This window comes from Spirochaetia bacterium, from assembly GCA_022482625.1.
Lineage (GTDB): Bacteria > Spirochaetota > Spirochaetia > Sphaerochaetales > Sphaerochaetaceae > Pleomorphochaeta.
The window spans coordinates 1,664,448-1,677,008 of record JAKVOU010000001.1 but is presented as its reverse complement, the minus strand read 5'-3'; the positions used below and the strand labels follow the sequence as shown (position 1 = coordinate 1,677,008).

The 12,561-nt window shown below is 43.3% G+C and carries 8 protein-coding genes; 2 read left to right on the top strand and 6 right to left on the bottom strand.

From position 1 onward, the window contains the following. Positions 1-2: 2 nt before the first annotated feature. The 3 genes from LKE40_07660 to LKE40_07650 form a co-directional block, all read right to left on the bottom strand. Entirely contained in the window at positions 3-914 is a 912-nt protein-coding gene (locus LKE40_07660) for a DUF488 domain-containing protein (protein ID MCH3917324.1), read from the bottom strand. Between the two features lie 527 nt (positions 915-1,441). Further along, the gene (locus tag LKE40_07655; GenBank protein MCH3917323.1) at positions 1,442-2,464 is read right to left on the bottom strand and encodes a DNA/RNA non-specific endonuclease; all 1,023 of its coding nucleotides are present in this window, start codon (positions 2,462-2,464) and stop codon (positions 1,442-1,444) included. Between the two features lie 4 nt (positions 2,465-2,468). After that, on the bottom strand, positions 2,469-3,443 hold the full coding sequence (locus tag LKE40_07650; protein MCH3917322.1) for a CPBP family intramembrane metalloprotease: 975 nt from the start codon (positions 3,441-3,443) through the stop codon (positions 2,469-2,471). Here LKE40_07650 and LKE40_07645 point away from each other — a divergent pair. After that, positions 3,387-6,098 (top strand): PD-(D/E)XK nuclease family protein, encoded by a 2,712-nt coding sequence (locus LKE40_07645; protein MCH3917321.1) that lies wholly within the window; start codon positions 3,387-3,389, stop codon positions 6,096-6,098. The genes LKE40_07650 and LKE40_07645 overlap by 57 nt on opposite strands. Before the next feature lie 24 nt (positions 6,099-6,122). Further along, a complete protein-coding gene (locus LKE40_07640) occupies positions 6,123-9,476 on the top strand; it encodes a UvrD-helicase domain-containing protein (GenBank protein ID MCH3917320.1) in 3,354 nt (1,117 codons plus the stop codon). On the opposite strand, the gene LKE40_07635 is transcribed toward LKE40_07640, so the two are convergent. Genes LKE40_07635 through ltaE form a run of 3 tightly spaced genes read right to left on the bottom strand, consistent with a single transcriptional unit; the run spans position 9,466 to position 12,541 of the window. Continuing rightward, entirely contained in the window at positions 9,466-10,716 is a 1,251-nt protein-coding gene (locus LKE40_07635; protein MCH3917319.1) for an aminotransferase class I/II-fold pyridoxal phosphate-dependent enzyme, read from the bottom strand. The two genes, LKE40_07640 and LKE40_07635, sit on opposite strands and share 11 nt — an antisense overlap. 14 nt (positions 10,717-10,730) lie before the next feature. Beyond that, on the bottom strand, positions 10,731-11,507 hold the full coding sequence (locus tag LKE40_07630; protein ID MCH3917318.1) for an EFR1 family ferrodoxin: 777 nt from the start codon (positions 11,505-11,507) through the stop codon (positions 10,731-10,733). Further along, positions 11,504-12,541, bottom strand: coding sequence for a low-specificity L-threonine aldolase (gene ltaE, locus LKE40_07625; GenBank protein MCH3917317.1), 1,038 nt, complete (start codon positions 12,539-12,541; stop codon positions 11,504-11,506). Before ltaE ends, LKE40_07630 begins: the two co-directional genes overlap by 4 nt. Positions 12,542-12,561: the final 20 nt, after the last annotated feature.

The window sequence follows — 12,561 nt, the reverse complement described above, 5'->3', positions numbered from 1 at the left end:
TGTCAAATATTGCATATTTCAATTTCATCATCTGGATAATTTGCTTTACAGAACTTGGCCAATTGTAATCTATGGCAGTCCTTAGGATTTAACTCAAAACACATGAGGGCTATATTTCCTTGTTGATAGTATTCTATTACTTTATCAACGAAATTTTTCTTTTCTGTTAATGAATCATAGTACAGTCTGAAAAGTTCTTCTCTTTGACCTTGTGGTAAAAATGTTTTTCTATCTTCTGAAGCAATACCTATTTCAGGAATATGGACATAGTCTATGTCTGTTTTTTCCAATATATTTTCCAATTCAAATCCCTTGAAATTGGGTTTCATGCTATATGCATTTCTTCTTACATCAACAACCAGTTTTATGTTATGTACTATAAGTTCATTTATAAAGGATTCTAAACTTTTCTTTTCATATCCAATAGTATACAAACAATGTTTTTCATTTCCAAACTTTGTCTGTAACAAATCAATCTTTTCTAACAAGGTTTTGTTTTTATCAAAATGAGATAGAATATCACTACGTATTGCATAGTATGGTTTCTTTTCATAAACCTGTGCTATCAGTTCAGATTCTGATAATCCGATGAATTTTCTTACAAGCAACTGCAACTTTTCTCTAGTTTCTTTTTTTATTATAGGTACGAATTTCGGTTTGATAAGAGAAATGAAAGAATAATCAGCTCCATAAGGTCTGCGGACTTTAATCAATCTCATATCTTCTAGCTTGCGTTGATCCTGATGTAGGGTGAAAGAATAACATCCAAATTTATGGGGTACAAAGTCGTATACTCGGTTTTGTTGTCCCGCGGTAAGTGAATATAAAAACATCAATTTCTGCAATTGCAGAGAAGACACTTCACAATTGGCTATATCAAGAAGATTTAAAACTATTTTTTGGCGTGTAAACATCTTGGCTCCTCATACTGTAATAACAGAAAGGACTTGTTCTTTCCAGTCCCCGATTATTAAAATCAATAGGTACATATTTCGCTTTGATAATATCACTCTTTCAAAAAAATTGGACGAAAAACTTATAGCCAATTTGTACTTTTGCTAATTTGTTTCATTTTTAAAGAAGTGGATTAAGTTTGATTTTTGTCATGTAGCTTTTATATGGTGAGTGTTCCTATGAGCTTTTGTCGTGCCTAATAATGGCATACCTGAAGTATGATTGTCTAACCATATATTTCAGATTGTAATTTCTTTTGGCTCTTTTGCACAATATGGAGAGGAGTTTTCGATTTCTGATTTGATACCCTATGGTATTCTTTTGCTGGGAACAGCCAAAGCCTTGAATATGTTCCTTTTCTTTGTCATACCAATTTTGTTGAGTGCCATAGACTGATGTAAATAATTCCTTTGATTGCATGAAAAAAACAAATTTGTTTATGTTCGTATGCTTTTATAAGAATGATAGCCTAAAAGCCATATTTCTGTCATGAAGTAGCATCAATCCCCAGTAACTGTAGATTCTCTGCACTGATATACTTAAGCAGAAATGATAGTGTCGTTGTCTTCATATTTGCCATTACCTTGTTCAGGTAATCTTTAGCCTGGTCTTCCGGTTTTTCATAGGAAGGCTTGGTTGATGTATTTTCAGTTGCCGTTGAATCTGCTTTTCCAGATGCAGAAAATGTATTCCAGTCCCAATCATTTACGTTGCATTGGGCTTCTACCTTATTTTCAATGGTATCGGGTAGATTAGGATAAAAGTCCAGATCAGTCAATTGTTCTACCTTGTCGATTGAAACAGCAAAATCCTTCGGGTCTTTTTTCGAGCCTTCGTTCGGAACAATAAAACCGATGCCTTTTGTTTCATCAGGATTGTCAACAAGTACGACTTTATAGAATTCTTTTGGTACAGCAACCTTGTCTTTCCCTACAGTTTTGAATGGCCCATCGGTAAGTACTGGACCGGACACTACATATACCCTTCCGGCCCTATCAGCAAAGGTCCTTACGGTTTCTTCCAGTTCCTTCCAGATTCCCCTGTTGAATTTCGGTGCCTGCATTGACATGTTTGACATGTAGAAGGTGGCACTTTGCTCATTCTCAGAGGCCTTTCTTGCAGCAGAAGGCAACAGATGTCCACGATCATAACCGCTGCCACGGTAATCTTCCAATGCCGCGCTTCCCGTGGGGATCGTCGGGTCAATCCTGAAATCATCACTTCTGGTTGCATTCCCATAGATGTCAGCCCTGGTGATTTCATAAGCTACCCAGTCAGCAACTTCATAGTTCTCATTGTAACTGAGCGTATAGCCCGGATGCTTTGTGATGAAGTCTTGTCCGACAGACTTTGGAATCTCTAGGTTTGCAATCTGTTTCCCTGAGACTGATTCTGTTGCATTGGGAAGCTGGAACGGCTTGTAGTACAGGGAGATGATGCTGAGGATGATATAGGCAAGTATCAGGATGATGATTATCCTTACCCGAGTATGTTTTTTTCGTCTTGGCATGTTCCTATTGTTCTCCTTTTCGGCTATCTACCATAGCACTTTTCCTTCTGGTAGTTCTATGGCAAAGCACGTATACAAGCAACATTGCTACTGCAAGAACGGCTAGGTCAGTAACACTGACCATATCTGTTGCTTTCAAGAATAAGGGAAGGGACGGGAGTGTTGACCCCACATAGTTGCAGATTGTTGTTGTGTAGAGATTATTTGCCAGATGCATGCCAAACGCCGCTTCCAATCCTCCTGTATCCAATGTAATGTAGGTAGCTGCAAATCCGAAGATAAGATAATATCCCAATGTCAAAGGCAGATTTGTTGAAGTCGTTACTTCATGGTTATGCAGATGGATTGCCATAAAGAGAAAGGCAAGGACAAAACTAGCCGCTGCCTTTTGCTTTGCTGTACCCCATAGCCGTCCGAACAGGAAGCGCAGGGGAAATAGCCGATAGGTTATTTCTTCTGCACCGACTTGGATCGGCGTCAATAACAAAAGCAAGGGGAGCAACAGAAGTCTGGCTGTCCATTGCCCATCTGGAGGACTATATGATGATGTATAAGCTTGTAAGCTTATGGCGAGGTAAACAACAAAGATAAGAAAAAGAGATACAAATCCCTGCAGGAAAAGGTTCCACCTGAAATGGCCTGCGTCAGTGATAGCTTGGGAAAGCGTACAGTTCAGCAAATTTGATAGGCAAAACAGAATACCTAGAGCCAGGCAGAGGTGACAGATATTGGCTTTGATGAGGGCCAGTGCAATACTTGTTTTATCCGTAAGGACAAGATTCAGCATAGCAAGGATAACCGGTCCCAGGAGATAAAAGAAAGATAAACTAAGCAACATGGCCAAAAGCCATCTGAGATGTCGTAGAAAGAAGTTCCGTAACATTGTTCCATCATAGGAAAAAGGTATGCTATAATCAATGCCATGATAGAACAAAAAGTCTTTCAGGCCTTTGACGAAGGAAAAGTCTGTGTCTTTCATAATGAAGTGGTTGCCCGGTCTTATCTGGTAGCGTATGTACAGAATAGCCGACGACATGCCATTTTGAGTGACCAGGCAATAAGTTGGGATACTTTTCAGAAAATCTTTTTGCCTTCTCACTCGGGACTTGTCCAGGTTACTGGTTTGATCAGGCAATTGTTCTGTCAGGATTTTCTTACACACGAGAAATTGGAATATTTCATTGACAAGGATCGTTATCCTGAAGCGGTAGACAGATTTTCTTCCTATATTGCCTCTGTTCTGCCTTCTTTCAGGCAAGTACTTGACAGTGAAGTTTTCAAACAGCATCTCATAGAAAGTGCAATGGAGCGGGATATCCAGCATATTTATGGTTCTTATACTGCGTTCTTGGAACAAAACCATTTGTTTGAACCCCTTTTTGAAAGACCGTCGGTTGCTTTTGCCCCAAAGGAAACCTTGGAACGCCACTATGTGATATTCAGTGGAGATGCAAAAGCCGGATGTTATGCTTTTCTCAATCGGTTGGAAGGAATGGAAGGGAAAATAGAACGTCAAGGCGCATTGGACCAACCGTTGGATACAAACCGTGAAGATCTGGGGCTGGAGATTTTTCCGAATTATGTTGCCGAACAGCGGACTTCATTGCGAAGGATTGCAAGCCTCCTTGATGATGGTGTCCCACCTCGGGATATCATGGTGACATTGACATCGTTTGATGATGCCATAGAAGATTTTGCAGAAACGGCTGCAAGGCTGGATATTCCGTTGAGTTACCATAGGGGAAAGTTGCCTACCTGTTATCCTGCAGGACGTTTCTTCAAGAGGATCGAACAGGTCTATGAAGACAGCTTTTCTCTTGATTCCATGAAATCCTTCTTGCTTGATCCTGCTTTTCCTTTCACGGATCCCTCAACGGGAAGGAACTTGATCAAAAAAGGTGTAGCGTACAATGTTGCCCATGGAGCATTGGCAAGGGAAGGTGACTATTGGTTGGACAAGCTTGACCGCAAGGAGGATCTTTCCCTTCGCAAATGGTATCTTCAACTGAAAAAGGAAATTGTCGGTATATGTGGTAGCCATACCATTGATACCCTGCGGAAGGGTTTGCATCATTTCCAGAAGTATCTGTTCGGTGAGATCGGTTGGAAAGGAACTGAAGGCGAAGATGTCTATGGATACTGTATGGGTAAGCTTGATGAGCTGGAAGAATCCCTTGGACACTGCGGTTTTTCGACTTTTGGCTCCCTCTATGCACAATTTATCAAATTGCTTGACAGTGATACATATGTTCCTCAGGAAGCCGGAACGGGAGTAGTGGTCCAGCCATATCCTCTGTCAGCTTCTCTTACGGTGCCATATCATTTTGTCTTGGGGTTGAATTATGATGCTGCCCATGTCATTGACCGACCCTTGTCTCTTTTACCTCCTTCTGTAGAAGATGCAAGGCTAAGGGAGGAAGAGGACCTTACTCCCGCAGTATTGAGTGACTATTGCCTCAATGAGGGCAAATGTTTTTTTTCCTATGCACAGGAAGATTATCGGGGAGCCCAACTGCCCCCTCCGTTTTTTGTTGAACATGGGTTAGGAAAACGTACAAGAGCCGACATACCTGAAATTCTTGATCCCTATCGTTGGGAAGAAAAAATGTGGAGTACTGGTGGACATATTTCTACCCAGGAAGCACGATGTACAAGATTCCAGGAACACGCGCTGGCAGAAGCATCGGTTTCTGTACTCAGGCAAAGAAAAGGCTGTGACAGTGCTGTCAGAGCCTGTGGTGCTGGCTTTTTGAAAAATGAAGCGACAAGGCTCTGTACAGAAGATGGGCTGCTGAATCTTTCTTCTACAAGCATGGATCTGTTTTTTCGATGCCGTTTTGCTTGGGCACTGAAGTATCTGCTTAAGATTGAAAGGCAGGATTTTGAGATTGACCAAGTTGACCACAAGGAAATCGGTACGTTCCTGCATAAGATCTATGAGAAATTTTTTCGGACCGTAGAAAAGGAAGGAGGTACCTTCCAGGGGGCAAATCTACAAGAATACCGAAAATTGCTGAAGCTGATATTTGACCAGGAATTCCAGTTGTTCTGCAATTCTCCTGATGCTCCGATGCCTGCTACACGCCATTGGTTGGAAAACCTGTATGGCGGAGATCAGTTGCTTCATATTCTGGCACAGGAAGCTGAGTATTTTGATGGTTGCAAAGGTCGGGAAGAAGCAAATCTGAGCTGTTCTTTGCCCGAACTGGGATGCCGGCTCTCTGGAAAGATTGATCGGTTCATACATACTGATGGAGAAAATGGCTATGCGGTCATTGACTATAAAAAAGGGGCGGTGCCGATTGCTTCAGGAATCAAGTTCCTTCAGCAGGTTGAATCAGGGGGGCTTGATTCCTATCAATTTCCGATTTATCGCAGGTTGATAATGAAGAATTTTGGCTGGAATGCACAGACGGCAGCTTACTATAGTATCAGGGACGGCAAATTCATTTTTCTATGGGACGAGGGCTGTACTGCAGATTTTCTTGAGAAAATTGATAAACTCCTGGACAAACAGATTGCCTTTATGGTGGACAGTGTGCAGAAGGGTGACTTCAGGGCTCAGCCTTCAAAGAAAAGCTGTACCGAATGTGAGTATCGTCAGGTGTGCCGCCTACGATATGGAGACCGGTAATCGGTTGATTGCCGAAGGTGTAGTATGAAATTCAAACAGGTTTTGGAAAAACGGAAAGCAGAAGGCCGGCCTTTTGACGAGGAACAGGAAGCAGCAATCTGCCATCTTGGCAACTGTGTCGTTGCTGCAGGTGCTGGTGCCGGCAAGACCACCGTGCTTTCCTATCGTTTCCTGTATCTTGTCATGGAGCAACATGTTGATGCCGACAGAATACTTACTTTGACATTTACTCGGAAAGCTGCCGGTGAAATGCATGACCGAATTCATTCTTTGCTTGTCGACTATCGTGATGATCCCCAGGTGGCACTGCAGCTTTCCAAGTTCCCGGATGCTACCATTTCTACCTTTGATGCTTTCTGTGCACAGATTGTCAGGATGGACAGTATCCGTTATGGAATTCCGAAAGATTTCACGATTGATGATGACAAGGCAAAGGACAATGCCCTCAGATGTTGTCGCCGTTTTGTAGAAACAGAGCAGATGGAAGCTGGTTTTGCTTATTTATCCAGTTGTTACAGAACCGAGGATTTGTTTGACAATCTGTTGATACCAATGGCATCCAACGGATTTTTTCTTCCATTTTCCTATGATCCCCATGAATCTGCAGAAGCATTGGTTGCCTTTATCAGGGACAAGAACAAGGAAAGCGAGGATAGGCTATATGAATTGGTCTCCTATCTTGCCGATATAGTGCCACAGAGTGAAGGCAAGACTGTGTTACGGATCATTGATCTTGCAGAAAAGGCTACTGTAGCCTTTCAAAACGGGAAACAGGAATTTCAAGCTTGTTTGGATGAACTGTATGCCTGTAGAGCTCCTGGAAGCCGATCAAAGGATGCAGATGTCAATGAAATTTTCAAGGAATTCAAAAATTTTTACCCGATTTATTCCTTGTTGCAGAACAGTCTGTCGCAAAGTGACAATCTTGAGATGATCTTTACTTCATTGGAACATTATCAACAGGCATTGGCTGAGGAAAAACGTCGTAGCGGAATCCTGACCTTTGCTGATGTAGCTGGCCTTGCCCTTGATATTCTTAAGAAAAACAAGGCGATCAGGCAGATGCTTAAGAAAAAATTCTCCTATATCATGATTGATGAATTCCAGGATGACAATGACTTGCAGAAACAGATGCTGTATCTGCTTAGTGAAAAACTTGATTGCCAAGGAGATGGAATTCCTGAAGCAATAAATCTGGAGCCGAAAAAACTGTTTTTTGTAGGAGATGAGAAACAGAGCATATATCGCTTCAGAGGAGCTGATGTTTCGGTTTTCAAATCGCTTGCCAAGGATTTGCAACCCGATGGTAGTGAGCTGTCAATCGCGCGCAACTATAGATCCGAACCAGCATTGATTGATTTCATCAATCAGATTTTTCCATTTGTGATGAAAAATGGGGGAGAATCATATGAGGCAGATTTCAAACCACTGGGACATAGAGCTGCAACACCTGGCATAGTTCCTCAAATCGGTCTGTTGGTCAAGCCTTACGAGAAGTCTGCTGATGCTGATGTTGAACTGGCCGAAGGCTTGGGGTCAGAGGCTCTTGCCGTTGCAAAGAAAATCCGCTCTATGCTTGAGGGTGACGATTATCTCATTCCTGATGGAAATGGCGGCACGAGACGTCCCCATCCTTCGGATATTGCCATCCTGATGGATAAGCTTACTAATCAGATGGCCTTTGAGAAGGCCTTGAGACGCTATAATATTCCCTATGCTGTCGTTGCCAACAAATCAATGATGCTTGAAGCAATGGCAAATGATATCTATGCAATGTTGCAGTTGCTCCTTTTTCCTGATGATAGGCTTGCCTATGCTGCAGTGCTGAGGGGGCCATTCTGCAAAGTAAGTGACCAGGCCTTGGAGAAATTGCTTGACGAAGGAGTCGAGGCTTTTTCGTCCGTGGAAGGATTGGATGAAGATGATGCTGCCAGATATACGCATCTATGTTTGGCTTTTGCCGAACTGAAGCGTCTTTCACATTCCAGGTCCATTGTTCAGCTTATTTCTTATCTTTGGTGGGACTGTGGCCTATATATGGCATATACATGCAATAAAGAGCGACAACCATATCTTTCAAGCTATGATTTCTTCAATCGCCTCGCTCGTCAGAGTGATGAAGCAGGGCATTCTCTGTCACATTTCCTTGATCGTGTACGTCTGGTCTTAGGCAGTGCGGAAAAACTTGGGGATGTGGCTATCTATGATGAACAGTCTGATGCCGTACAGCTTATGACGATACATAAATCAAAGGGCCTTCAGTTTCCTATTGTCATTCTTGCTGCTGCTGGATCATCATTGAAAGTGATCCAACCGGCTTATGTCCTGTGGCATGGTATTCCTGTGCCTGCCCATTTCAAGGATGGCAATGGCAGATATAGCAATATACTTTTGGAGTTGCACAAGGACCAAGAATTCCAACAGCTGCTTGCAGAACGGAAACGACTGTTCTATGTGGCTGTGACCCGGGCTGAGTTCCATTTGGTAATAACTGGTACATTTACCAAGAATAATCGTAATTTGAAGAATGAAAGGCCTGATGATTCTTTTCTCCTGATGCTTTTATCTGCCTGTGGTATTGATAAGGATACTTTGGAGGGAGGTATATCGGCCATAACAGAGAAAACAGAGATTCCACAGGCTTTTGAAAAGGAATTATATACATCGTCAGATCGGACTTCTCCGTTTGACCGGTCGGATGCTGCAGCTTGCTTGGCTTGGTATGAAGTTCCTGAGAAGCAACTTGACTTGGAGCCTGTGAGAGTTGCTGCGACTTCTCTTGGAGAAAAATTATCCTTGGGAGGCGGAGAAGAATTACCTTCCTGTGCTTCTGATGCAATTGTGAGGGAATTGCAGGAAGCGGGAGAAAAAGATGTGTTTGTGGATTTCGGTACATATTGCCACGCTGTGGTTGAATCGGCGGTCTTGGATATGGCAATCCCATCTATTCCAGATGTTTTGCCTGCGTCCTCAGCTTTGTACAGAATAAGGAAGACTGCAAAAGGGCTACAGATTGAAAAGGATGCCTTAGCTTTTTCCAAAGCCTTCCTTGATTCTGCCTTATATAAGGAAGAAATTGCCGATTGCAAGCTGTCATGCGAAGTGAAATTCTTTTCTGCATTGGAAGATGGAGGACAGGACAAGGTCGTGGAGGGCGCAATTGACCTGTTGGCAGAAGATGATGAGGAATGGTGCAAGGTCATTGATTTCAAGACGGATGCAAACTGCGACCCCGCCAGACATCAGATACAATTGTTGGTCTATTTGCTTGCTGTCTCCAGATTATATCCAGGGAAAAGGGTCAAAGGTGCTGTCGTCTATTTGCGACAACCTGAAAGACAGCCGGCATGGTTGATCCTTCCTGGTTTCAAAGGCTGACAGTCAATTCATCTACTGCTTTTTTGCATTGGGTCAATGCTCTTGCAACTTCGCTGCGTCTGGTACCATAGTTAAAGCGGACATAACCTTTGTATCGCTCACCGCCGAACCATGTGCCGTCGTGCATGGCAATTCCAGCTTTTTTCCCAAAGAAAGTAGAAAGGAGTCCTGCTTGGCTTGTCTTGCTTCTTGCATAGAAATCTGGATGGTTTTGAGCATCCTGTTCTACATAAGGTAACAAGGCCGTGCAATCCCATAAGCAGATGAAGGAAGATCCCGCATGAAGGGGCTTTACCAATGGCATTGAGGATTTGCAGAATTGTTCGATGAACCGTGCATTTCCCTCAAGATAATCAGTTGCTTCCATCAGCCATTCATAACCATTTCTATAGGCAGCACTTGCCAGTGCTGTTGAAAAATAAGAGGTTCCCTGTAGCCAATAGTTCCTACAGAAAGCATCGTAACGAGCTTTTACCTGCGGATCGGAGAACAGGGCTATGGAAAAATGTTCACCTGCAATGTTGAATGTCTTTGAAGGTGCCATTGCTGACATTGCCGATGCTTGCATTTTCCTTGCAATCTCCAAGAACGGTACTTGCTTTTCAGATGGGAATGTGAGGTCAATATGGATTTCATCACAGATGATGAACACTCCATGTTTCTTGGCTATCATGCATGCTTTTTCCAGTTCCTGTTCAGTGAAGACGACACCGGTAGGATTATGTGGTGAACACAATATCAAAAGCTTTGCCTGTCGGCATAGTGTTTCATAGCTGTCCCAATCCAGGCTGAATGCAGTGCCCTCTTGTTTCATATACCATGGCAGCAGTTTCCTTTCCTGCCTTTCTGTGATACTGACGAAAGGCTTGTAGGCTGGAAAGGGGACGATGACTCCGTCACCGGGAGCAGTTACAAGGGACATTACGATGGCAATGGAACTCAATACCCCTTGGCTGATGCTGATTTCATCCGTATCAACGGAAAGGCCATGCCTTTTCAGTACAAATGCCTGAAAATCTTCTTTGAGATTCTTGAATGCAGGATATCCATAGCTGCCGCTCTGGGCAATTTTCGTTGCTTCATCAATTATTGCAGGACAGGATTTGAAATCCATATCAGCTACCCAGAATGGGGTTGCCTTTCTGTTGCCGCAGAAACTTTCGATGTCATCTTCATTCCATTTGGCGCTCAGCGTACCTTTTCTTTGTGCCAATGTGTCAAAATCATATGTAGTGCTCATTTTTTGTATACCATTCATTTCCTATATTCAATATAAAAAGGACCATCCGGGAATGTATATCTCGCAGTCCTTTCTTTCCCCTTATAGAGGATTGCTTTTGCTGGACAATAGCTGATGCAACCAAAGCAATTTTGGCAACCTTGCAAGAACGTGGGTTTGCCATCCTGCATGCTGATGTTACCAGCCGGACAACTACGGTAGCAACGTCCACAGCCGGTACATTGGTCTGTAACAGTAAAGTGGCTTGCTACGTTAAAGCGAGAGGCCAGAGAGCCGAAGAGGTTGATGAACAGACGAGGCAATGGCCTGAATGCCGGGGGCTTAAGTTTTTCATTTTTGATTTCATCAGCAATTATCTTAAGTTTTTTATCTGCTTTGGCAATTGTTTTGCTGTTTGTTGCCTTGCCTTTGATTCGCAGATAATTGTCAGGCATGCTGACATAGCCATAATAGGAGGCATATGCGCCGGCTTTGGACAGTTCTGCTTCAATGGCTTTGTGGCAATAGGTAGGATGCCTTGCTCCTCCGTCAGTTACGATATAGAGATAGCCCAGAGGGGAAAGATCCTGGGTTGCAAGTTGCTCCCTGATGAATCTGATAATTATTTCCGGAGGCATTTCGACATAGGTTGGAAAAACAAATCCCAGTTTTTCCGGAACCGTAAAATCCCTTTTCCCCTCCATCACATCTGTTAACTGCATGATGTTGCAATCTTCCATTGCTTGACTTAAGTATTGGGCCATGTGTGCACTGTTACCCGTCCCGCTGAAACAAAGCAGTACGTGTGTCATAGTACTTCCTTATAGGGATCAAAGCTGAAGAGAATCGTGCAGGCTTCATCGATAGCTTGTGAATTTAGGTTGAGGTTCGTCACTAACCTGACATAGGATCCTTCTGTGGTTGCGCGTATGCCTGTGCTTCCTAGTCTTTTGACAACAGTCGGAGCGGGAATTCCTTCTACTGAGAAGAGCACGATATTAGTCTGTATATGTCCTTGCACTTTAGCCCAATTTGTCTGGCTCAGTGCATTTGCGATTTGAGCTGCATGCTGGTGGTCATCCCTGAGCCGTTCAACGTTATGTTCCAAGGCATAGATTCCGGCAGCTGCCAGTATACCTGATTGCCGCAAACCGCTTCCCAGCATTTTTCTGAGAGTCCGTGCCTTGTGTATGAAAGTTTCACTGCCGCATAGCATGGAACCTACCGGTGCTCCCAATCCCTTTGAGAGACAGAAGGAGACACTATCACAATATCTTGCATATTCCCTTGCAGAAATTCCGGTAGCAACCTGGGCATTGAAAAGTCTCGCTCCGTCCATGTGTATAAGAAGACTGTGTTTTTTTGCTACGTTATGGATATCTGATAGTCTTTCAAGGGAATAGATATTGCCTGCAATGGTGTTTTCAATTTCAATCAAACTTGTATGGGCCATATCATAGACACCTGTGGGTTTGATTTTCTTTTCTATGTCCTGTGCTTTGAGCAGGCCTCGCGGAGCATCTATGGTAATGGGAAGTATCCCTGCAATGGCAGTACAGGCAGCTATCTCATGCTGTACGATGTGGGCACTTTCTGCACATATTACCTCATTGCCTCGGCCTCCGTTGAGATATAAAGCAATCAGGTTAGCCTGGCTTCCACTGGTAACGAACAAAGCTTTTTCCTTGCCGGTCAGTTCTGCTGCAAGAGCTTCAAGCTTATTGGTTGTAGGATCTTCACTATAGACATCATCACCGACTTCTGCTTCGGACATTGCCTGTCGCATACCTTCTGTCGGTTTTGTTATGGTGTCACTTCTCAGATCGTAAACGGTTTGTGATGGCATTCGTGTTTTTCCCTCCCAGT

Bases quoted from the DNA above. Each gene is read 5' to 3' on its own strand.
- LKE40_07645 (MCH3917321.1), top strand. From the start codon at position 3,387: ATGATAGAACAAAAAGTCTTTCAGGCCTTTGACGAAGGAAAAGTCTGT.
- LKE40_07655 (MCH3917323.1), bottom strand. From the start codon at position 2,464: ATGCCAAGACGAAAAAAACATACTCGGGTAAGGATAATCATCATCCTG.
- ltaE (MCH3917317.1), bottom strand. From the start codon at position 12,541: ATGCCATCACAAACCGTTTACGATCTGAGAAGTGACACCATAACAAAA.
- LKE40_07640 (MCH3917320.1), top strand. From the start codon at position 6,123: ATGAAATTCAAACAGGTTTTGGAAAAACGGAAAGCAGAAGGCCGGCCT.
- LKE40_07650 (MCH3917322.1), bottom strand. From the start codon at position 3,443: ATGAAAGACACAGACTTTTCCTTCGTCAAAGGCCTGAAAGACTTTTTG.
- LKE40_07660 (MCH3917324.1), bottom strand. From the start codon at position 914: ATGTTTACACGCCAAAAAATAGTTTTAAATCTTCTTGATATAGCCAAT.
- LKE40_07630 (MCH3917318.1), bottom strand. From the start codon at position 11,507: ATGACACACGTACTGCTTTGTTTCAGCGGGACGGGTAACAGTGCACAC.
- LKE40_07635 (MCH3917319.1), bottom strand. From the start codon at position 10,716: ATGAGCACTACATATGATTTTGACACATTGGCACAAAGAAAAGGTACG.